Raw genomic sequence first — 22,591 nt, forward strand, 5'->3', positions numbered from 1 at the left:
TGCTGAAGCAAGCGTATCACGCGCCGATGTTTCTGGATGTTAATGAGCACTGCGCAGCTTAACTGTTATGGTTGTTTTCTGAATTACAGAAACTGTACCTGTTTCGAGTTAGGGGTGCTCTAGCTCGGGGCCTAAATAAAAAACCCGCTGCAGTTTCCTGCAACGGGTTAGGGAAATCGCGGTGCCGGCCGTAGCCGGCGAACCGGTGCTTAGCGCCAGAACGGCTTGCTCAGCTCTTCGTAACGCTGCGACTCGCTGATACCGGCGTCGGCCAGCAGGCGGGCGTCCAGGCGAGCCAGTTGACGGCGGCTGGCCATGCGACGCTGCCAGAGCAGCAGGGTGGAGAGCGCGCGCAGCGGCAGCGAAGCGTTAGATTGCTGGGCGTTGTTTTCAAAAACCAGACCGGAACTGAGGGTACGTTCCATGATGTGACATCCTTCCGCTTATGGCGGCATTAGGTAGTGATTTAACTGATGCCAATGATCCTCTCCTGTCGTCCATAACAGTAGATACAGTTCAATGGTAATGCGATGGTCCAGTTAACTGTTTAACCCTACTGTTGCACTCGAAACTGGCGCAACTGTACTGGTCCGCACTGATATGGTGCGAATTTGAATAATGAGATGGGTTTTATGCGTCGGGAAGGTCGCGATTAACGGTACAGTAGTACAGTTTTTTCGTGAGACTGAAGTGGTCTGTCCGGGCGAGTGGTTTGACTCTACTGGCGCTATCGCCGGCAAGCCGGCCCCTACAGGGATGGTGTACATCCAGTAGGAGCCGGCTTGCCGGCGATAGGGGTGTAACAGTGAAGCGGCTGGATCAGCTGGCCAGCATGCGACCGGTTTCTTCCAGGTTTTCGTGCCAGCTCAGCGCCTCACGCAGGATGTGCGGGGTGTGGCCGCCACGTTGGCAGGCGCGCTCGAAGTAATCGTTCAGCGCGGCGCGGTAGTCCGGGTGGACACAGTTGTCGATGATCGCACGGGCCCGCTCACGTGGCGCCAGGCCGCGCAAGTCTGCCAGGCCTTGCTCGGTGACCAGAATGTCGACATCGTGCTCGGTGTGGTCGACGTGGCTGACCATAGGAACGACGCTGGAAATGGCACCGCCTTTGGCGATCGACTTGGTCACGAATACGGCAAGGTGCGCGTTACGGGCGAAATCGCCGGAACCGCCAATGCCGTTCATCATCTTGGTGCCGCACACGTGGGTGGAGTTCACGTTGCCGTAGATGTCGAACTCCAGGGCGGTGTTGATGCCGATGATGCCCAGGCGACGCACGACTTCCGGGTGGTTGGAGATTTCCTGCGGGCGCAGGACCAGCTTGTCCTTGTAACGCTCGAGGTTGCCGAAGACGTCGGCATTGCGACGGGTCGACAGGGTGATCGAGCTGCCCGAGGCGAAACTCAGCTTGCCGGCGTCGATCAGGTCGAAGGTCGAGTCCTGCAGTACTTCGGAGTACATCGTCAGGTCTTCGAACGGCGACTCGATCAGGCCGCACATCACCGCGTTGGCGATGCTGCCGATACCGGCTTGCAGCGGGCCGAGCTTGTTGGTCATGCGACCGGCCTCGACTTCGCCCTTGAGGAAGTCGATCAGGTGGTCGGCGATGGCCTGGGTTTCGTCGTCCGGCGGCAGAACAGTCGACGGCGAGTCCGGCAGGTCGCTGATGACGATACCGACGATCTTGGCTGGGTCGATCGGGATGGCGGTGCTGCCGATACGGTCGTCGACCTTGACCAACGGAATGGGCGTGCGGGTCGGACGGTAGGTCGGGATATAGATGTCGTGCAGGCCTTCGAGATTGGCATTGTGCGACAGGTTGATCTCGACGATCACTTGCTTGGCGAAGATCGCGAAGCTCGCCGAGTTGCCCACCGAAGTGGTCGGCACGATGTGGCCCTCTTCGGTGATCGCCACCGCTTCGATGACAGCGATGTCAGGCAGTTTCAGCTGCTTGTTGCGCAGCTGTTCGACCGTTTCCGAAAGGTGCTGGTCGATGAACATCACCTTGCCATCGTTGATGGCCTTGCGCAGGGTGCTGTCAACCTGGAAGGGCATGCGACGAGCCAAGACTCCGGCTTCGGTCAGTTGCTTGTCCAGGTCGTTGCCCAGGCTGGCGCCAGTCATCAGGCTGATTTGCAGCGGCGACTGCTTGGCGCGCTCGGCCAGTGCATGGGGTACGGCCTTGGCTTCGCCGGCGCGGGTGAAACCGCTCATGCCGACGGTCATGCCGTCCTCGATCAGACCAGCGGCATCAGCCGCACTCATTACCTTGCTGTGCAGGGAGGACAAGCGGATACGATCACGGTACATGGATTGTTATCTCGGGCTACTGAGGCTACTGCAGCGCAGTCTAGAGATTTCGCCCGTCGCCGTCCCACGACCATGGTCGTATGAGAACCCAGGAAATAGAGCCGTTGATCTGGAGCAATGAATGAGGAAGCCCCGGTCGATTCTGACCGGGGCTTCATAGCGCAGGGTTTGAAGCGGGTGTCGTCACTCCACTGCCTTGACCATGTCCTCGATGACTTTCTTCGCGTCACCGAACACCATCATGGTCTTGTCCAAGTAGAACAGTTCGTTGTCCAGGCCCGCATAGCCGCTGGCCATGGAGCGCTTGTTGACGATGATGGTCTTGGCCTTGAACGCTTCCAGGATTGGCATGCCGGCAATCGGCGACTTAGGATCGTTTTTCGCTGCCGGGTTGACCACGTCGTTGGCACCCAATACCAACACCACGTCGGCCTGGCCGAACTCGGCGTTGATGTCCTCCATCTCGAACACCTGGTCGTACGGCACTTCGGCCTCGGCCAGCAGCACGTTCATGTGTCCAGGCATGCGCCCCGCTACCGGGTGGATCGCATACTTCACGGTCACGCCGTTGTGGGTCAGTTTTTCGGTCAACTCCTTCAACGCGTGCTGGGCGCGCGCAACGGCCAGGCCGTAGCCCGGAACGATGATCACGCTGTCGGCGTTGCTCAGCAGGAACGTGGCATCGTCGGCCGAGCCGGACTTCACCGGGCGTTGTTCTTTCGAACCCGCCGCTGCGCCGGCATCGGCATCACCGCCAAAGCCGCCGAGGATGACGTTGAAGAACGATCGGTTCATCGCCTTGCACATGATGTACGAAAGAATCGCACCGCTGGAACCGACCAGCGAGCCAGCGATGATCAGCATCGAGTTGTTCAGCGAGAAACCGATGCCCGCCGCCGCCCACCCCGAGTAGCTGTTGAGCATCGACACCACCACAGGCATGTCGGCGCCACCGATCGGGATAATGATCAGCACACCCATGATGAAGGCCAGGACCAGCATCAGGGTGAAGGCGCTGTAATGGCCAGTGAAGGTGAACAACAGGCCCAGCACGATCGTGGTCAGGCCCAGGATCAGGTTCAGCTTGTGCTGACCCGCGAACTGTACCGGTGCTCCTTGGAAGAGACGGAACTTGTACTTGCCGGACAGCTTGCCGAAGGCGATCACCGAACCGGAGAAGGTGATCGCACCGATAGCCGCACCCAGGAACAGCTCCAGCCGGTTACCGGTTGGAATCGGGTCGCTGATGCTGGCCACGATACCCAGCGACTGAGGTTCAAGCACGGCGGCGATGGCGATGAACACGGCAGCCAGGCCGATCATGCTGTGCATGAAGGCGACCAGTTCAGGCATTTTGGTCATTTCAACGCGCTTGGCCATGATCGAGCCGGCGGTACCACCGATCAGCAGGCCCAGGATCACATAGCCGATACCTGCGGTCGCCAGTTCGGAACCAAGCTTGTAGATGAGGCCGACGGTGGTGAGCATCGCGATGCCCATGCCGATCATGCCGAACACGTTGCCGCGGCGCGATGTGGTCGGGTGCGAAAGCCCCTTCAGTGCCTGGATGAAGCACACCGACGCGACGAGGTAGAGAAGCGTTACCAGATTCATGCTCATGCTTACTTCTGCCCTTCGTTCTTGGTTTTCTTCTTGAACATCTCAAGCATGCGTCGGGTGACCAAAAAACCACCGAACACATTCACCGCGGCCAACGCCACGGCCAGGGTGCCCATCAGCTTGCCGGCCGGGGTAACGGTCAGTGCGGCGGCCAGCATGGCGCCGACGATGACAATGGCGGAGATGGCATTGGTAACCGCCATGAGCGGTGTGTGCAGCGCCGGGGTGACGTTCCAGACCACGTGGTAGCCCACATAAATGGCCAGCACGAAGATGATCAGGTTGTAGATGCCGTGGGAAATCAGCATGTCTTCCATTGTCGTGCTCCTTAGCCGTTCTTGCGGACGACCTGGCCATCACGGCACATGAGGCAGGCCGCGACGATGTCGTCTTCGAGGTTGATGACCAGCGCGCCGTCCTTGTCGAACAGCAGCTTCATGAAGTCCAGCAGGTTGCGTGCGTACAACGCCGAGGCATCGGCACCGACTTGAGCGGGCAAGTTGGTGGGGCCAACGATGGTCACACCGTTCTCCATCACTACTTGATCGGCAACGGTCAGCGGGCAGTTGCCGCCTTGGGCGGCTGCCAGGTCGATGACCACCGAGCCCGGCTTCATCTGCGCCACGGTTTCGGCGCTGAGCAGGGTCGGTGCCTTGCGGCCGGGGATCAGTGCGGTGGTGATGACGATGTCGGCCTGTTTGGCGCGTTCGTGTACGGCCTGAGCCTGGCGCTGCATCCAACTGGCCGGCATCGGACGCGCATAACCGCCTACCCCTTCGGCGCACTCACGCTCTTCATCGGTTTCGTAGGGCACGTCGATGAACTTGGCGCCGAGCGACTCGATCTGCTCCTTCACCGCGGGGCGAACGTCCGAAGCCTCGATCACTGCCCCCAGGCGTTTGGCCGTCGCGATGGCCTGAAGGCCAGCTACGCCTGCGCCAAGAATCAGGACACGGGCGGCCTTCACGGTGCCGGCGGCAGTCATGAGCATCGGCATGAAGCGCGGGTAGTGGTGAGCTGCCAGCAGCACGGCCTTGTAACCGGCGATGTTGGCTTGCGACGACAGCACGTCGAGGCTTTGAGCCCGTGACGTGCGAGGTGCGGCTTCCAGGGCGAAGGCGGTGATACCGCGCTCGGCCATCTTGGCGATCAGCTCGTTGTTGAAGGGGTTGAGCATGCCCACCAGGAGGCTGCCACTGTTGATCTGCGCAAGCTCCTCGTCGTTGGGGGCAACGACCTTGAGGACCAATTGGGCGCCGTAGGCATCGGCAGCGCTTCCCAGGGAAGCTCCCACGGCCTCATAGGCACTGTCCGGAATGCTGGCGTTAAGCCCTGCCCCCCGTTGGACGGTGACCTGATGGCCTTGGCCAATCAGTTTCTTGATGGTTTCTGGGGTCGCAGCGACCCTTGTCTCACCGGTCTGCGTCTCGAGAGGAACACCAATGTGCACGACTTTGTCTCCTGCGGTGACCTTTTGTCTTTGTGAATCCAGCGCACTACGGGTGGTGCGCTGGTGTGGCCGATAAGCGCCGAGCCGCCTGTTTACGGGCGGGCGAAGCATTTTGCAGGCGAACCCGGAGCCCTTCAACCGGTTCTGAAGCGATACGAACTTAAAACTACAAGTCACCCTGTGACCGTATGTCGCAAGGGGCGGGATGCAGCCCGTCAAATACGGGCAATTGGCAGATTAGGGGAAATTTTGAAATTTTTTGCAGAGATTTCGCTGACAGGCCTGCAAATGTCGCAAATACTGCTGGAGGCCGCGTCCTTGGCAGCTTTCAGCAGCTTTTTCGGTTCACCTGAACAGTTTGCTGTTTTGCGACAAATAATTATATCTGTAGGTGTTAAAAATAATTGACTACAAAGGTCGGGAAGGCGTTCTGCCCGTCTGCGCTGCCGTGAACAGTTGCGCCTGTTGCAGTAGCCAGTCGCGGAATGCGCGCAGGGAAGCGGATTCGACCTTGCGTTCAGGGATCATGAGGTAATAGGCCTTGTCGCTCGTCAGTGCGTGCCCATTGGCCTGCACCAGCCTACCCTCATCCAGCTCGTGCTGAATCAAAAATGGAGGGATGAGCGCAACCCCCATCTCATGCATGGCTGCTTGGGCAAGCATGGAGAATAGTTCATAGCGTGGGCCTGTCATGTCGCCTTCGACATTAATGCCCAGGCTGCCGAACCACTGCCTCCAGGCATAGGGGCGGGTGGTCTGCTGCAGCAAAGGGAGCTCGGCGATGCGCCGCGCGTCCAGTCTGCCCTCCCCGCCCAGCAGGTTTGGGCTGCACACAGGGACTGGATTTTCGCCCATTAGGCGGTGAGCCTGGGTACCAGGCCAATCGGCATCACCAAAATAGATGGCGGCGTCAAAGGCTGTATCGGCGAACAGGAAGGGCCGAGTGCGGTTGGTCAGGTTGACGGTGACATCGGGGGTGCGCTGCTGGAAGTCCTTGAGTCGGGGCAGCAACCACTGTGTGCCGAAAGTTGGCACCACCGCCAATTCGATTACGTTCGCGCCCTGCTGGCGCATGACCGACAAGGTATCGCGTTCCACCGCGTCTAGCTGCGCGGCGACTTGCCGACTGTAGGACAAACCTGCCTCGGTTAGCTTTACGCCGCGTCGAGAGCGGCGGAACAGCTCGACGTTCAGGAATGCCTCCAGGCCGCCTATTTGCCGACAAACGGCGCCTTGTGTCAGGGCAAGTTCATGTGCGGCCTTGGTGAAGCTTTCGTGGCGGGCTGCTGCCTCGAAGCAAACCAGGGCGGCGGTACTGGGTATCTTGCGGCGCATGTACGTCAACCTCACTCGTTCGGCAGGCGGTATAAGGAGTCTGCTGGCTACGGAGTGACAAATTATCACTTAATGGTGCGCAATCCTCGTTTGTAGAGGGTGCAGATCAGGCCTAGGATCAAGGGCACAAGAACTACCTCCCCTATTTCGAGGATCTCGCTCATGGCTGGTAAAGCAAGCTTCAACTGGATCGACCCACTGCTGCTCGATCAGCAGCTCACTGAAGAAGAGCGCATGGTGCGTGACAGCGCTTATCAGTTCGCCCAGGACAAGTTGGCGCCCCGTGTGTTGGAAGCCTTCCGGCATGAGCGGACAGACCCAGCGATTTTCCGCGAGATGGGCGAGGTCGGCCTGCTGGGTGCGACCATCCCGGAGCAGTACGGTGGCAGCGGTCTCAATTATGTGTGCTATGGCCTGATCGCCCGCGAGGTGGAACGCATCGACTCGGGCTATCGTTCGATGATGAGTGTTCAGTCGTCCTTGGTGATGGTGCCGATCAACGAGTTCGGCACCGAGGCACAAAAGCAGAAGTACCTGCCCAAGCTGGCCAGCGGTGAGTGGGTCGGTTGCTTCGGGTTGACCGAGCCTAACCATGGTTCCGACCCAGGTTCGATGATTACCCGTGCCAAGAAGGTTGAAGGCGGCTATCGCCTTACGGGTAGCAAGATGTGGATCACTGAACAGCCCGATCGCCGATGTGTTCGTGGTGTGGGCCAAGGATGATGCGGGCGATATTCGTGGTTTCGTCCTGGAGAAAGGTTGGCAGGGCCTCAGTGCCCCGGCGATTCATGGCAAGGTTGGCCTGCGTGCGTCGATTACCGGCGAGATCGTGATGGACAACGTCTTCGTGCCTGAGGAAAACATCTTCCCGGATGTCCGTGGCCTGAAAGGCCCGTTCACGTGCTTGAACTCGGCACGCTACGGCATCTCCTGGGGCGCCCTTGGGGCTGCTGAAGCCTGTTGGCACACTGCGCGCCAGTACACTCTGGATCGTCAGCAGTTCGGGCGCCCACTGGCTGCCAACCAGTTGATCCAGAAGAAGCTGGCCGACATGCAGACAGAAATCACGCTGGCGCTGCAGGGTTGCTTGCGCCTGGGTCGTATGAAGGACGAAGGCACGGCCGCCGTCGAGATTACCTCGATCATGAAACGCAACTCCTGTGGCAAGGCCCTGGACATTGCGCGCATGGCGCGCGACATGTTGGGTGGCAATGGCATCTCTGACGAATTCGGGGTTGCGCGTCATCTGGTGAATCTGGAGGTCGTCAACACCTACGAGGGCACGCATGACGTGCATGCGCTAATCCTCGGGCGTGCGCAGACCGGCATTCAGGCCTTCTACTGATCGAGGAGCCAGCCCATGGGCGCGCTTTCACATCTGCGGGTGCTAGACCTTTCGCGTGTGTTGGCCGGGCCCTGGGCCGGCCAGATCCTGGCCGACCTTGGTGCTGATGTGATCAAGGTGGAGCGGCCAGGCAGCGGCGACGATACAAGGGCTTGGGGGCCTCCTTTCCTGAAGGACGTCCAAGGTGAAAACACCAGCGAGGCGGCTTATTACCTCTCGGCCAACCGCAACAAAAGATCGGTGACCATCGACTTCACGCAGCCCCAGGGGCAGCGCCTGGTGCGTGAGCTTGCGGCCAAGTCGGACATCGTCATCGAGAACTTCAAGGTCGGCGGGCTAGCGGCTTATGGGTTGGATTATCAAAGCCTCAAGGCGGTGAACCCGACGCTCATCTATTGTTCGATTACCGGGTTTGGCCAAACAGGGCCTTATGCCAAGCGTGCTGGCTATGACTTCATGATCCAGGGGCTGGGTGGGCTGATGAGCCTGACCGGGCGACCCGAGGGTGAGGAGGGGGCGGGTCCGGTAAAGGTGGGTGTGGCCCTGACCGACATATTGACCGGGTTGTACTCCACTGTGGCGATACTCGCCGCCCTCGCCCACCGCGACCAGTCCGGTACCGGGCAGTACATCGATATGGCGCTGCTGGATGTGCAGGTGGCCTGCCTGGCCAACCAGGCGATGAACTACCTGACGACAGGCATCCCGCCAAAGCGGTTGGGCAACGCTCACCCAAATATCGTGCCTTATCAGGATTTCCCGACCGCGGATGGCGATTTCATCCTTACCGTGGGCAACGATGGGCAGTTCCGCAAGTTTGCGGAAGTGGCTGGGCAGCCACAGTGGGCTGACGATCCGCGTTTCGCAACGAATAAGCAGCGCGTCGCCAACCGGGCCGAGCTGATCCCATTGATCCGTCAGGCTACTGTGTTCAAGACCACGGCCGAGTGGGTCAGTCAGCTGGAGGCAGCAGGCGTGCCGTGTGGGCCGATCAACGATCTGGCGCAGATGTTCCAGGATCCGCAGGTGGTCGCTCGAGGGTTGTCAGTGAGTCTTGATCACCCGTTGGCAGGCAAGGTGCCCCAGGTGGCTAGTCCCATTCGGTTATCGCAGACACCAGTGGAATACCGCCATGCGCCGCCTCTGTTGGGTGAGCACACCGAGGCCGTATTGCATCAGCTGTTGGGATTGGATGCGGGTGAGGTCCAGCGATTGCGTGATGCGGGTGTGCTTTGAGGTGATGGAAGGTGAGCGCTAAGCGGGGAGGCCGTCAGGCCTCCCCGCTTGGCTTTTTAAGCGGTATTGAAGTTTCTTGGAATTAAAAGGTTGACGGCCTCTCGAATCCCCTTATAATGCGCCCCACTTCCGACGCAGTCGAAACGAAAAACTCCTTGTTAATCAACAGGTTGAGCGTTTAGAAAGCAATCGGAAGCGCTGAAAGAGGTGGTTGACAGCGTTTTAAAACGCTGTATTATTCGCCTCCCGCTACGAGAGATCGCAGTGAGTCAAGTGTTTGAAGCTAAACGAGTTTCTCGCAAAAAACTTCAAAATAAACGCTTGACAGCAAATGAGGAAAGCGTAGAATGCGCGCCTCGGTTGAGACGAAACGCTCTTAGCCAAACGCTCTTTAACAAATCGAATCAAGCAATTCGTGTGGGTGCTTGTGAGTACGGACTGATAGTCACAAAGATTATCAGCATCACAAGTGGCCATGCGAGAAATCACATAGTCATTTGAGATTGCTGAGCCAAGTTTAGGGTTTCTTAAAAACCCAAGCAGTATTGAACTGAAGAGTTTGATCATGGCTCAGATTGAACGCTGGCGGCAGGCCTAACACATGCAAGTCGAGCGGATGACGGGAGCTTGCTCCTTGATTCAGCGGCGGACGGGTGAGTAATGCCTAGGAATCTGCCTGGTAGTGGGGGACAACGTTTCGAAAGGAACGCTAATACCGCATACGTCCTACGGGAGAAAGCAGGGGACCTTCGGGCCTTGCGCTATCAGATGAGCCTAGGTCGGATTAGCTAGTTGGTGAGGTAATGGCTCACCAAGGCGACGATCCGTAACTGGTCTGAGAGGATGATCAGTCACACTGGAACTGAGACACGGTCCAGACTCCTACGGGAGGCAGCAGTGGGGAATATTGGACAATGGGCGAAAGCCTGATCCAGCCATGCCGCGTGTGTGAAGAAGGTCTTCGGATTGTAAAGCACTTTAAGTTGGGAGGAAGGGCAGTAAGTTAATACCTTGCTGTTTTGACGTTACCGACAGAATAAGCACCGGCTAACTCTGTGCCAGCAGCCGCGGTAATACAGAGGGTGCAAGCGTTAATCGGAATTACTGGGCGTAAAGCGCGCGTAGGTGGTTCGTTAAGTTGGATGTGAAAGCCCCGGGCTCAACCTGGGAACTGCATCCAAAACTGGCGAGCTAGAGTACGGTAGAGGGTGGTGGAATTTCCTGTGTAGCGGTGAAATGCGTAGATATAGGAAGGAACACCAGTGGCGAAGGCGACCACCTGGACTGATACTGACACTGAGGTGCGAAAGCGTGGGGAGCAAACAGGATTAGATACCCTGGTAGTCCACGCCGTAAACGATGTCAACTAGCCGTTGGAATCCTTGAGATTTTAGTGGCGCAGCTAACGCATTAAGTTGACCGCCTGGGGAGTACGGCCGCAAGGTTAAAACTCAAATGAATTGACGGGGGCCCGCACAAGCGGTGGAGCATGTGGTTTAATTCGAAGCAACGCGAAGAACCTTACCAGGCCTTGACATGCAGAGAACTTTCCAGAGATGGATTGGTGCCTTCGGGAACTCTGACACAGGTGCTGCATGGCTGTCGTCAGCTCGTGTCGTGAGATGTTGGGTTAAGTCCCGTAACGAGCGCAACCCTTGTCCTTAGTTACCAGCACGTTATGGTGGGCACTCTAAGGAGACTGCCGGTGACAAACCGGAGGAAGGTGGGGATGACGTCAAGTCATCATGGCCCTTACGGCCTGGGCTACACACGTGCTACAATGGTCGGTACAGAGGGTTGCCAAGCCGCGAGGTGGAGCTAATCTCACAAAACCGATCGTAGTCCGGATCGCAGTCTGCAACTCGACTGCGTGAAGTCGGAATCGCTAGTAATCGCGAATCAGAATGTCGCGGTGAATACGTTCCCGGGCCTTGTACACACCGCCCGTCACACCATGGGAGTGGGTTGCACCAGAAGTAGCTAGTCTAACCTTCGGGAGGACGGTTACCACGGTGTGATTCATGACTGGGGTGAAGTCGTAACAAGGTAGCCGTAGGGGAACCTGCGGCTGGATCACCTCCTTAATCGACGACATCAGCCTACTGATGAGCTCCCACACGAATTGCTTGATTCATTGTCGAAGACGATCAAGACCCTATATAGGTCTGTAGCTCAGTTGGTTAGAGCGCACCCCTGATAAGGGTGAGGTCGGCAGTTCAAATCTGCCCAGACCTACCAATATGCGGGGCCATAGCTCAGCTGGGAGAGCGCCTGCCTTGCACGCAGGAGGTCAGCGGTTCGATCCCGCTTGGCTCCACCACTCGCTTACTTGATCAGAACTTAGAAATGAGCATTCAGATCGAATGTTGATTTCTGACTTTTGTCAGATCGTTCTTTAAAAATTCGGATATGTGATAGATAGACTGGCACGCACTTTCACTGGTGTGATGTCAGGCTAAGGTAAAATTTGTGAGTTCTGCTCTTAATTGAGCAACATGCGAATTTTCGGCGAATGTCGTCTTCACAGTATAACCAGATTGCTTGGGGTTATATGGTCAAGTGAAGAAGCGCATACGGTGGATGCCTTGGCAGTCAGAGGCGATGAAAGACGTGGTAGCCTGCGATAAGCTTTGGGGAGTCGGCAAACAGACTGTGATCCAGAGATCTCTGAATGGGGGAACCCAGCCAGCACAAGCTGGTTATCTTGTACTGAATACATAGGTGCAAGAGGCGAACCAGGGGAACTGAAACATCTAAGTACCCTGAGGAAAAGAAATCAACCGAGATTCCCTTAGTAGTGGCGAGCGAACGGGGACCAGCCCTTAAGTTGATTTGAGATTAGTGGAACGCTCTGGAAAGTGCGGCCATAGTGGGTGATAGCCCCGTACACGAAAATCTCTTATCAATGAAATCGAGTAGGACGGAGCACGAGAAACTTTGTCTGAACATGGGGGGACCATCCTCCAAGGCTAAATACTACTGACTGACCGATAGTGAACCAGTACCGTGAGGGAAAGGCGAAAAGAACCCCGGAGAGGGGAGTGAAATAGAACCTGAAACCGTATGCGTACAAGCAGTGGGAGCCTACTTTGTTAGGTGACTGCGTACCTTTTGTATAATGGGTCAGCGACTTATATTCAGTGGCGAGCTTAACCGAATAGGGGAGGCGTAGCGAAAGCGAGTCTTAATAGGGCGTTTAGTCGCTGGGTATAGACCCGAAACCGGGCGATCTATCCATGGGCAGGTTGAAGGTTAGGTAACACTGACTGGAGGACCGAACCGACTACCGTTGAAAAGTTAGCGGATGACCTGTGGATCGGAGTGAAAGGCTAATCAAGCTCGGAGATAGCTGGTTCTCCTCGAAAGCTATTTAGGTAGCGCCTCATGTATCACTCCAGGGGGTAGAGCACTGTTTCGGCTAGGGGGTCATCCCGACTTACCAAACCGATGCAAACTCCGAATACCTGGAAGTGCCGAGCATGGGAGACACACGGCGGGTGCTAACGTCCGTCGTGAAAAGGGAAACAACCCAGACCGTCAGCTAAGGTCCCAAAGTCATGGTTAAGTGGGAAACGATGTGGGAAGGCTTAGACAGCTAGGAGGTTGGCTTAGAAGCAGCCATCCTTTAAAGAAAGCGTAATAGCTCACTAGTCGAGTCGGCCTGCGCGGAAGATGTAACGGGGCTCAAACCATGCACCGAAGCTACGGGTGTCATCTTTGATGACGCGGTAGAGGAGCGTTCTGTAAGCCTGTGAAGGTGAGTTGAGAAGCTTGCTGGAGGTATCAGAAGTGCGAATGCTGACATGAGTAACGACAATGGGAGTGAAAAACTCCCACGCCGAAAGACCAAGGTTTCCTGCGCAACGTTAATCGACGCAGGGTTAGTCGGTCCCTAAGGCGAGGCTGAAAAGCGTAGTCGATGGAAAACAGGTTAATATTCCTGTACTTCCAGTTATTGCGATGGAGGGACGGAGAAGGCTAGGCCAGCTTGGCGTTGGTTGTCCAAGTTTAAGGTGGTAGGCTGAGATCTTAGGCAAATCCGGGATCTCAAGGCCGAGAGCTGATGACGAGTTGCCTTTAGGCGACGAAGTGGTTGATGCCATGCTTCCAAGAAAAGCTCCTAAGCTTCAGATAACTGGGAACCGTACCCCAAACCGACACAGGTGGTCGGGTAGAGAATACCAAGGCGCTTGAGAGAACTCGGGTGAAGGAACTAGGCAAAATGGCACCGTAACTTCGGGAGAAGGTGCGCCGACGAGGGTGAAGGACTTGCTCCGTAAGCCCATGTCGGTCGAAGATACCAGGCCGCTGCGACTGTTTATTAAAAACACAGCACTCTGCAAACACGAAAGTGGACGTATAGGGTGTGACGCCTGCCCGGTGCCGGAAGGTTAATTGATGGGGTTAGCGCAAGCGAAGCTCTTGATCGAAGCCCCGGTAAACGGCGGCCGTAACTATAACGGTCCTAAGGTAGCGAAATTCCTTGTCGGGTAAGTTCCGACCTGCACGAATGGCGTAACGATGGCGGCGCTGTCTCCACCCGAGACTCAGTGAAATTGAAATCGCTGTGAAGATGCAGTGTATCCGCGGCTAGACGGAAAGACCCCGTGAACCTTTACTATAGCTTTGCACTGGACTTTGAATTTGCTTGTGTAGGATAGGTGGGAGGCTTTGAAGTGGGGACGCCAGTTCTCATGGAGCCATTCTTGAAATACCACCCTGGCAACTTTGAGGTTCTAACTCAGGTCCGTTATCCGGATCGAGGACAGTGTATGGTGGGTAGTTTGACTGGGGCGGTCTCCTCCCAAAGAGTAACGGAGGAGTACGAAGGTGCGCTCAGACCGGTCGGAAATCGGTCGCAGAGTATAAAGGCAAAAGCGCGCTTGACTGCGAGACAAACACGTCGAGCAGGTACGAAAGTAGGTCTTAGTGATCCGGTGGTTCTGTATGGAAGGGCCATCGCTCAACGGATAAAAGGTACTCCGGGGATAACAGGCTGATACCGCCCAAGAGTTCATATCGACGGCGGTGTTTGGCACCTCGATGTCGGCTCATCACATCCTGGGGCTGAAGCCGGTCCCAAGGGTATGGCTGTTCGCCATTTAAAGTGGTACGCGAGCTGGGTTTAGAACGTCGTGAGACAGTTCGGTCCCTATCTGCCGTGGACGTTTGAGATTTGAGAGGGGCTGCTCCTAGTACGAGAGGACCGGAGTGGACGAACCTCTGGTGTTCCGGTTGTCACGCCAGTGGCATTGCCGGGTAGCTATGTTCGGAAGAGATAACCGCTGAAAGCATCTAAGCGGGAAACTTGCCTCAAGATGAGATCTCACTGGAACCTTGAGTTCCCTAAAGGGCCGTCGAAGACTACGACGTTGATAGGTTGGGTGTGTAAGCGCTGTGAGGCGTTGAGCTAACCAATACTAATTGCCCGTGAGGCTTGACCATATAACACCCAAGCAATTTGCTGACGCAGATTGCGGTGGTGAAGACGAAACGACCGAAAGTTCGCAAGACCACAAATTCACATATCCGAATTGGCCAAGAGTGTTTACACGACATTCTGGCAACAGAATTTCTTGACGACCATAGAGCATTGGAACCACCTGATCCCATCCCGAACTCAGCAGTGAAACGATGCATCGCCGATGGTAGTGTGGGGTTTCCCCATGTGAGAGTAGGTCATCGTCAAGATTCATTTCGCAAAACCCCTATCTGCGCGAGCAGGTAGGGGTTTTGTCTTTAAGTAGAAGCAGATGCTTCGTCCTGGACAGCCGATGGGCTGGCAAGGAAAAGGGGGTTGACAGCATTTCTGGATGCTGTATTATTCGCCTCCCGCTACGAGAGATCGCAGCGAGTTAAGTGTTTGAAGCTAAACGAGTTTCTCGCAAAAAACTTCAAAATAAACGCTTGACAGCAAATGAGGAAAGCGTAGAATGCGCGCCTCGGTTGAGACGAAACGCTCTTAGCCAAACGCTCTTTAACAAATCGAATCAAGCAATTCGTGTGGGTGCTTGTGAGTACGGACTGATAGTCACAAAGATTATCAGCATCACAAGTGGCCATGCGAGAAATCACATAGTCATTTGAGATTGCTGAGCCAAGTTTAGGGTTTCTTAAAAACCCAAGCAGTATTGAACTGAAGAGTTTGATCATGGCTCAGATTGAACGCTGGCGGCAGGCCTAACACATGCAAGTCGAGCGGATGACGGGAGCTTGCTCCTTGATTCAGCGGCGGACGGGTGAGTAATGCCTAGGAATCTGCCTGGTAGTGGGGGACAACGTTTCGAAAGGAACGCTAATACCGCATACGTCCTACGGGAGAAAGCAGGGGACCTTCGGGCCTTGCGCTATCAGATGAGCCTAGGTCGGATTAGCTAGTTGGTGAGGTAATGGCTCACCAAGGCGACGATCCGTAACTGGTCTGAGAGGATGATCAGTCACACTGGAACTGAGACACGGTCCAGACTCCTACGGGAGGCAGCAGTGGGGAATATTGGACAATGGGCGAAAGCCTGATCCAGCCATGCCGCGTGTGTGAAGAAGGTCTTCGGATTGTAAAGCACTTTAAGTTGGGAGGAAGGGCAGTAAGTTAATACCTTGCTGTTTTGACGTTACCGACAGAATAAGCACCGGCTAACTCTGTGCCAGCAGCCGCGGTAATACAGAGGGTGCAAGCGTTAATCGGAATTACTGGGCGTAAAGCGCGCGTAGGTGGTTCGTTAAGTTGGATGTGAAAGCCCCGGGCTCAACCTGGGAACTGCATCCAAAACTGGCGAGCTAGAGTACGGTAGAGGGTGGTGGAATTTCCTGTGTAGCGGTGAAATGCGTAGATATAGGAAGGAACACCAGTGGCGAAGGCGACCACCTGGACTGATACTGACACTGAGGTGCGAAAGCGTGGGGAGCAAACAGGATTAGATACCCTGGTAGTCCACGCCGTAAACGATGTCAACTAGCCGTTGGAATCCTTGAGATTTTAGTGGCGCAGCTAACGCATTAAGTTGACCGCCTGGGGAGTACGGCCGCAAGGTTAAAACTCAAATGAATTGACGGGGGCCCGCACAAGCGGTGGAGCATGTGGTTTAATTCGAAGCAACGCGAAGAACCTTACCAGGCCTTGACATGCAGAGAACTTTCCAGAGATGGATTGGTGCCTTCGGGAACTCTGACACAGGTGCTGCATGGCTGTCGTCAGCTCGTGTCGTGAGATGTTGGGTTAAGTCCCGTAACGAGCGCAACCCTTGTCCTTAGTTACCAGCACGTTATGGTGGGCACTCTAAGGAGACTGCCGGTGACAAACCGGAGGAAGGTGGGGATGACGTCAAGTCATCATGGCCCTTACGGCCTGGGCTACACACGTGCTACAATGGTCGGTACAGAGGGTTGCCAAGCCGCGAGGTGGAGCTAATCTCACAAAACCGATCGTAGTCCGGATCGCAGTCTGCAACTCGACTGCGTGAAGTCGGAATCGCTAGTAATCGCGAATCAGAATGTCGCGGTGAATACGTTCCCGGGCCTTGTACACACCGCCCGTCACACCATGGGAGTGGGTTGCACCAGAAGTAGCTAGTCTAACCTTCGGGAGGACGGTTACCACGGTGTGATTCATGACTGGGGTGAAGTCGTAACAAGGTAGCCGTAGGGGAACCTGCGGCTGGATCACCTCCTTAATCGACGACATCAGCCTGCTGATGAGCTCCCACACGAATTGCTTGATTCTTTGTATAAAGACGATGCTGTAACGCGACCCTGTTATAGGTCTGTAGCTCAGTTGGTTAGAGCGCACCCCTGATAAGGGTGAGGTCGGCAGTTCAAATCTGCCCAGACCTACCAATTACTTGGTGCGGCCTAGAACACACGGGGCCATAGCTCAGCTGGGAGAGCGCCTGCCTTGCACGCAGGAGGTCAGCGGTTCGATCCCGCTTGGCTCCACCACTCTTTCAGGTTGTACAGCTGCTCAGAACTTAGAAATGAACATTCAGATCGAATGTTGATTTCTGACTTTTGTCAGATCGTTCTTTAAAAATTCGGATATGTGATAGATAGACTGACACGCACTTTCACTGGTGTGATGTCAGGCTAAGGTAAAATTTGTGAGTTCTGCTCTTAATTGAGCAACATGCGAATTTTCGGCGAATGTCGTCTTCACAGTATAACCAGATTGCTTGGGGTTATATGGTCAAGTGAAGAAGCGCATACGGTGGATGCCTTGGCAGTCAGAGGCGATGAAAGACGTGGTAGCCTGCGATAAGCTTTGGGGAGTCGGCAAACAGACTGTGATCCAGAGATCTCTGAATGGGGGAACCCAGCCAGCATAAGCTGGTTATCTTGTACTGAATACATAGGTGCAAGAGGCGAACCAGGGGAACTGAAACATCTAAGTACCCTGAGGAAAAGAAATCAACCGAGATTCCCTTAGTAGTGGCGAGCGAACGGGGACCAGCCCTTAAGTTGATTTGAGATTAGTGGAACGCTCTGGAAAGTGCGGCCATAGTGGGTGATAGCCCCGTACACGAAAATCTCTTATCAATGAAATCGAGTAGGACGGAGCACGAGAAACTTTGTCTGAACATGGGGGGACCATCCTCCAAGGCTAAATACTACTGACTGACCGATAGTGAACCAGTACCGTGAGGGAAAGGCGAAAAGAACCCCGGAGAGGGGAGTGAAATAGAACCTGAAACCGTATGCGTACAAGCAGTGGGAGCCTACTTTGTTAGGTGACTGCGTACCTTTTGTATAATGGGTCAGCGACTTATATTCAGTGGCGAGCTTAACCGAATAGGGGAGGCGTAGCGAAAGCGAGTCTTAATAGGGCGTTTAGTCGCTGGGTATAGACCCGAAACCGGGCGATCTATCCATGGGCAGGTTGAAGGTTAGGTAACACTGACTGGAGGACCGAACCGACTACCGTTGAAAAGTTAGCGGATGACCTGTGGATCGGAGTGAAAGGCTAATCAAGCTCGGAGATAGCTGGTTCTCCTCGAAAGCTATTTAGGTAGCGCCTCATGTATCACTCCAGGGGGTAGAGCACTGTTTCGGCTAGGGGGTCATCCCGACTTACCAAACCGATGCAAACTCCGAATACCTGGAAGTGCCGAGCATGGGAGACACACGGCGGGTGCTAACGTCCGTCGTGAAAAGGGAAACAACCCAGACCGTCAGCTAAGGTCCCAAAGTCATGGTTAAGTGGGAAACGATGTGGGAAGGCTTAGACAGCTAGGAGGTTGGCTTAGAAGCAGCCATCCTTTAAAGAAAGCGTAATAGCTCACTAGTCGAGTCGGCCTGCGCGGAAGATGTAACGGGGCTCAAACCATGCACCGAAGCTACGGGTGTCATCTTTGATGACGCGGTAGAGGAGCGTTCTGTAAGCCTGTGAAGGTGAGTTGAGAAGCTTGCTGGAGGTATCAGAAGTGCGAATGCTGACATGAGTAACGACAATGGGAGTGAAAAACTCCCACGCCGAAAGACCAAGGTTTCCTGCGCAACGTTAATCGACGCAGGGTTAGTCGGTCCCTAAGGCGAGGCTGAAAAGCGTAGTCGATGGAAAACAGGTTAATATTCCTGTACTTCCAGTTATTGCGATGGAGGGACGGAGAAGGCTAGGCCAGCTTGGCGTTGGTTGTCCAAGTTTAAGGTGGTAGGCTGAGATCTTAGGCAAATCCGGGATCTTAAAGCCGAGAGCTGATGACGAGTTGCCTTTAGGCGACGAAGTGGTTGATGCCATGCTTCCAAGAAAAGCTCCTAAGCTTCAGATAACTGGGAACCGTACCCCAAACCGACACAGGTGGTCGGGTAGAGAATACCAAGGCGCTTGAGAGAACTCGGGTGAAGGAACTAGGCAAAATGGCACCGTAACTTCGGGAGAAGGTGCGCCGACGAGGGTGAAGGACTTGCTCCGTAAGCCCATGTCGGTCGAAGATACCAGGCCGCTGCGACTGTTTATTAAAAACACAGCACTCTGCAAACACGAAAGTGGACGTATAGGGTGTGACGCCTGCCCGGTGCCGGAAGGTTAATTGATGGGGTTAGCGCAAGCGAAGCTCTTGATCGAAGCCCCGGTAAACGGCGGCCGTAACTATAACGGTCCTAAGGTAGCGAAATTCCTTGTCGGGTAAGTTCCGACCTGCACGAATGGCGTAACGATGGCGGCGCTGTCTCCACCCGAGACTCAGTGAAATTGAAATCGCTGTGAAGATGCAGTGTATCCGCGGCTAGACGGAAAGACCCCGTGAACCTTTACTATAGCTTTGCACTGGACTTTGAATTTGCTTGTGTAGGATAGGTGGGAGGCTTTGAAGTGGGGACGCCAGTTCTCATGGAGCCATTCTTGAAATACCACCCTGGCAACTTTGAGGTTCTAACTCAGGTCCGTTATCCGGATCGAGGACAGTGTATGGTGGGTAGTTTGACTGGGGCGGTCTCCTCCCAAAGAGTAACGGAGGAGTACGAAGGTGCGCTCAGACCGGTCGGAAATCGGTCGCAGAGTATAAAGGCAAAAGCGCGCTTGACTGCGAGACAAACACGTCGAGCAGGTACGAAAGTAGGTCTTAGTGATCCGGTGGTTCTGTATGGAAGGGCCATCGCTCAACGGATAAAAGGTACTCCGGGGATAACAGGCTGATACCGCCCAAGAGTTCATATCGACGGCGGTGTTTGGCACCTCGATGTCGGCTCATCACATCCTGGGGCTGAAGCCGGTCCCAAGGGTATGGCTGTTCGCCATTTAAAGTGGTACGCGAGCTGGGTTTAGAACGTCGTGAGACAGTTCGGTCCCTATCTGCCGTGGACGTTTGAGATTTGAGAGGGGCTGCTCCTAGTACGAGAGGACCGGAGTGGACGAACCTCTGGTGTTCCGGTTGTCACGCCAGTGGCATTGCCGGGTAGCTATGTTCGGAAGAGATAACCGCTGAAAGCATCTAAGCGGGAAACTTGCCTCAAGATGAGATCTCACTGGAACCTTGAGTTCCCTAAAGGGCCGTCGAAGACTACGACGTTGATAGGTTGGGTGTGTAAGCGCTGTGAGGCGTTGAGCTAACCAATACTAATTGCCCGTGAGGCTTGACCATATAACACCCAAGCAATTTGCTGACGCAGATTGCGGTGGTGAAGACGAAACGACCGAAAGTTCGCAAGACCACAAATTCACATATCCGAATTGGCCAAGAGTGTTTACACGACATTCTGGCAACAGAATTTCTTGACGACCATAGAGCATTGGAACCACCTGATCCCATCCCGAACTCAGCAGTGAAACGATGCATCGCCGATGGTAGTGTGGGGTTTCCCCATGTGAGAGTAGGTCATCGTCAAGATTCATTTCGCAAAACCCCTATCTGCGTGAGCAGGTAGGGGTTTTGTCTTTAAGTAGAAGTTATAGATTTTCGCTGAAGCGTCCGCAGGACGGATCGGCACACAGAATTTCTTGACGACCATAGAGCATTGGAACCACCTGATCCCATCCCGAACTCAGCAGTGAAACGATGCATCGCCGATGGTAGTGTGGGGTTTCCCCATGTGAGAGTAGGTCATCGTCAAGATTCAAATCCAGAGCCCCTGTCTGCGTTGCAGACAGGGGCTTTGTCCTTTTGGGCTTATCGTCACGTCAATTGCTAAGCGCTTCAGGTGAGCACACTTAGCGGGCCGTTTGCTTGTCCAGGTAGGCCCTGATCACACGAGCGGCTGTATTGAGGTGCTTTTCCAGCACCGTGACCGCTTCGTCCACCAGCTTGTCGCTGGCTGCATCGACCAAGGCGTTGTGGTCATCCTGGGTCAATTTGCCCAGCCCCATCGAAGACAGATGGAAGCGCAGGAAGCGTTCTTCTTCGTTGAGTTCATTCTCGATCAGCCGCAGCAGTTTTTGGTTCGGCGCCTTGTTGTACAGTGCCATGTGGAGCAGCCGATTGAGACGACCGATTTCGGCGTGGCTGGTTTCGCTTTCCAATTGCTGGATATACCCACGGGCCTGAGCAATGTCATCGGCATTGAGCAGGGGGATCGACTGGCGCAATGCCTCGGATTCCAACAGTACCCGCAGTTCGTAGGTATCGACTGCATCTTCACCGATCAAGGGCGCAACCACGGCCCCTTTATGCATTTCCACCTTGAGCAGGGACTGCGCTTCCAACTGACGTAAAGCTTCACGCACTGGCATGCGGCTGACACCGAACAGGGTCGCGAGCTCCTGTTGGCGCAGGGCTGTTCCCGGAGGCAAACGACCGTCTAGGATGGCACTGCGCAAGCGTTCTTCGATCACGCTACGGGCCAGGTGTGCTGGTACCTGTTCGCTGGCCAGCACTTTGCTCAGTTTGAATTTCTCGGCCACGCGAAGTCTGCCTCGACGATTAAAGTTGGATCCAATTACACTAGTGACGAGCAAGGAGGCTTGTCAAACCACTGCCCACACAGCAGGGAGCGCCCCAAAACCGCGGGTATGGTGGAGCAAGTCGCCTACCAAAGAAAGCAATACACATATCGAGTTAACGATAAAGTTAGATTAGCCCGACTATCGGCATCGTGATTGCATCGCGCCATTGTCTTTTGCCTTGGCAGGCCGCACCATCGCTGCATTAGGCTGGCCTGAACAGGTCTTCGCAGTGGCGATATCCTGGATACTTAAAACCGTCTTGCGTTGTTTCGGCCTTGCCACGTTGCTGGGGGGCTTGTTGCTGGGCGCTCTGCACGCCGACTGGGATTTCTCCCAGATCAGCCGCAAGTCTCAGGCGCTCTACGGCCCCCTGGGTGCCGGAAAGGCCCGTATCGATGCCTGGCAGCAGTTGATGGCCACACAACAGCAGGGCAGTGAGCTTGAGCGGTTGCAGGTGGTCAATCGCTTCTTCAACCAGCAGTTGCGTTACGTCGAAGACATCGACTTGTGGCGTGAGGTCGATTATTGGGCAACGCCCATTCAGGCCTTGATCAAAGGCGCTGGCGATTGTGAGGACTACGCTATCGCCAAGTACTTCAGCCTACGGCGTATGGGCATCCCCAGTGAAAAGCTGCGCATCACTTACGTCAAAGCCTTGCGGCAGAACAGGGCTCACATGGTCCTGACCTATTATTCAAGCCCACAGGCCCAGCCGCTGGTACTCGATAGCCTGATGGATGCCATCAAGCCGGCGAGCCAACGTCCTGACCTGTTACCGGTGTATGCCTTCAACGGCGAGGGCCTGTGGCTGACCGGTACCACGGGCAACAAGAAGGTAGGGGATACCAAGCGCTTGTCGCGTTGGCAGGATCTGTTGAAAAAAATGCAGGCCGAAGGGTTCCCGGCCGAACCGGTTTACTGAGGG

General features: G+C 55.3%; 9 protein-coding genes, 4 tRNA genes, 7 rRNA genes and 1 pseudogene. 14 read left to right on the forward strand and 7 right to left on the reverse strand.

Annotated elements, in window-relative coordinates; translation table 11 throughout:
* Positions 1–209 precede the first annotated feature (209 nt).
* The 6 genes from VXM67_RS02885 to VXM67_RS02910 form a co-directional block, all read right to left on the reverse strand.
* Positions 210–425: a DUF1127 domain-containing protein gene (locus tag VXM67_RS02885; protein ID WP_023378057.1), complete on the reverse strand. Its 216-nt coding sequence runs from the start codon at positions 423–425 to the stop codon at positions 210–212.
* Positions 426–819: 394 nt separating this feature from the next.
* On the reverse strand, positions 820–2,313 hold the full coding sequence (locus VXM67_RS02890) for an acetyl-CoA hydrolase/transferase family protein (RefSeq protein ID WP_023378058.1): 1,494 nt from the start codon (positions 2,311–2,313) through the stop codon (positions 820–822).
* A gap of 183 nt (positions 2,314–2,496) precedes the next feature.
* Positions 2,497–3,933, reverse strand: coding sequence for an NAD(P)(+) transhydrogenase (Re/Si-specific) subunit beta (locus tag VXM67_RS02895; protein ID WP_023378059.1), 1,437 nt, complete (start codon positions 3,931–3,933; stop codon positions 2,497–2,499).
* Positions 3,934–3,935: 2 nt separating this feature from the next.
* Positions 3,936–4,250 carry an NAD(P) transhydrogenase subunit alpha gene (locus VXM67_RS02900; RefSeq protein WP_023378063.1) on the reverse strand — a complete coding sequence of 105 codons (315 nt, stop codon included), beginning with the start codon at positions 4,248–4,250 and terminating at the stop codon, positions 3,936–3,938.
* Positions 4,251–4,261: 11 nt separating this feature from the next.
* On the reverse strand, positions 4,262–5,383 hold the full coding sequence (locus VXM67_RS02905) for a Re/Si-specific NAD(P)(+) transhydrogenase subunit alpha (RefSeq protein ID WP_023378065.1): 1,122 nt from the start codon (positions 5,381–5,383) through the stop codon (positions 4,262–4,264).
* 408 nt (positions 5,384–5,791) lie between these two features.
* A complete protein-coding gene (locus tag VXM67_RS02910) occupies positions 5,792–6,718 on the reverse strand; it encodes a LysR family transcriptional regulator (RefSeq protein WP_023378066.1) in 927 nt (308 codons plus the stop codon).
* Positions 6,719–6,880: 162 nt separating this feature from the next.
* Between VXM67_RS02910 and VXM67_RS02915 the strand changes: the two are divergent.
* The 13 genes and pseudogenes from VXM67_RS02915 to rrf (VXM67_RS02975) all read left to right on the forward strand — a co-directional run bounded on the left by VXM67_RS02915 (position 6,881) and on the right by rrf (VXM67_RS02975) (position 20,839).
* A pseudogene (locus VXM67_RS02915) lies at positions 6,881–8,063 on the forward strand (acyl-CoA dehydrogenase).
* A 15-nt stretch (positions 8,064–8,078) separates the two neighbouring features.
* Positions 8,079–9,299, forward strand: coding sequence for a CaiB/BaiF CoA-transferase family protein (locus VXM67_RS02920; protein WP_023378069.1), 1,221 nt, complete (start codon positions 8,079–8,081; stop codon positions 9,297–9,299).
* Positions 9,300–9,846: 547 nt separating this feature from the next.
* Positions 9,847–11,383 (forward strand): 16S ribosomal RNA (locus VXM67_RS02925).
* A gap of 77 nt (positions 11,384–11,460) precedes the next feature.
* Positions 11,461–11,537, forward strand: a tRNA-Ile gene (locus VXM67_RS02930).
* Between the two features lie 6 nt (positions 11,538–11,543).
* Positions 11,544–11,619: transfer RNA gene (locus VXM67_RS02935), tRNA-Ala, on the forward strand.
* Between the two features lie 233 nt (positions 11,620–11,852).
* Positions 11,853–14,744 (forward strand): 23S ribosomal RNA (locus tag VXM67_RS02940).
* 130 nt (positions 14,745–14,874) lie between these two features.
* A 5S ribosomal RNA gene (rrf, locus tag VXM67_RS02945) occupies positions 14,875–14,990 on the forward strand.
* Positions 14,991–15,432: 442 nt separating this feature from the next.
* Positions 15,433–16,969 (forward strand): 16S ribosomal RNA (locus VXM67_RS02950).
* Between the two features lie 86 nt (positions 16,970–17,055).
* Positions 17,056–17,132: transfer RNA gene (locus VXM67_RS02955), tRNA-Ile, on the forward strand.
* A 26-nt stretch (positions 17,133–17,158) separates the two neighbouring features.
* A tRNA-Ala gene (locus VXM67_RS02960) sits at positions 17,159–17,234 on the forward strand.
* Positions 17,235–17,476: 242 nt separating this feature from the next.
* Positions 17,477–20,368 (forward strand): 23S ribosomal RNA (locus VXM67_RS02965).
* A 130-nt stretch (positions 20,369–20,498) separates the two neighbouring features.
* A 5S ribosomal RNA gene (gene rrf, locus VXM67_RS02970) occupies positions 20,499–20,614 on the forward strand.
* A 109-nt stretch (positions 20,615–20,723) separates the two neighbouring features.
* Positions 20,724–20,839 (forward strand): 5S ribosomal RNA (rrf, locus tag VXM67_RS02975).
* The 16S, 23S and 5S rRNA genes sit together here with 4 tRNA genes alongside, the layout of an rRNA operon.
* Positions 20,840–20,934: 95 nt before the next feature.
* On the opposite strand, the gene VXM67_RS02980 is transcribed toward rrf (VXM67_RS02975), so the two are convergent.
* Positions 20,935–21,624 carry a GntR family transcriptional regulator gene (locus tag VXM67_RS02980; RefSeq protein WP_023378070.1) on the reverse strand — a complete coding sequence of 230 codons (690 nt, stop codon included), beginning with the start codon at positions 21,622–21,624 and terminating at the stop codon, positions 20,935–20,937.
* Between the two features lie 220 nt (positions 21,625–21,844).
* On the opposite strand from VXM67_RS02980, the gene lapG reads away from it, so the two are divergent.
* Positions 21,845–22,588: a cysteine protease LapG gene (lapG, locus tag VXM67_RS02985; RefSeq protein WP_177429831.1), complete on the forward strand. Its 744-nt coding sequence runs from the start codon at positions 21,845–21,847 to the stop codon at positions 22,586–22,588.
* Positions 22,589–22,591: the final 3 nt, after the last annotated feature.

It is taken from the genome of Pseudomonas sp. Rh2 (assembly GCF_040762985.1).
Lineage (GTDB): Bacteria > Pseudomonadota > Gammaproteobacteria > Pseudomonadales > Pseudomonadaceae > Aquipseudomonas > Aquipseudomonas taiwanensis.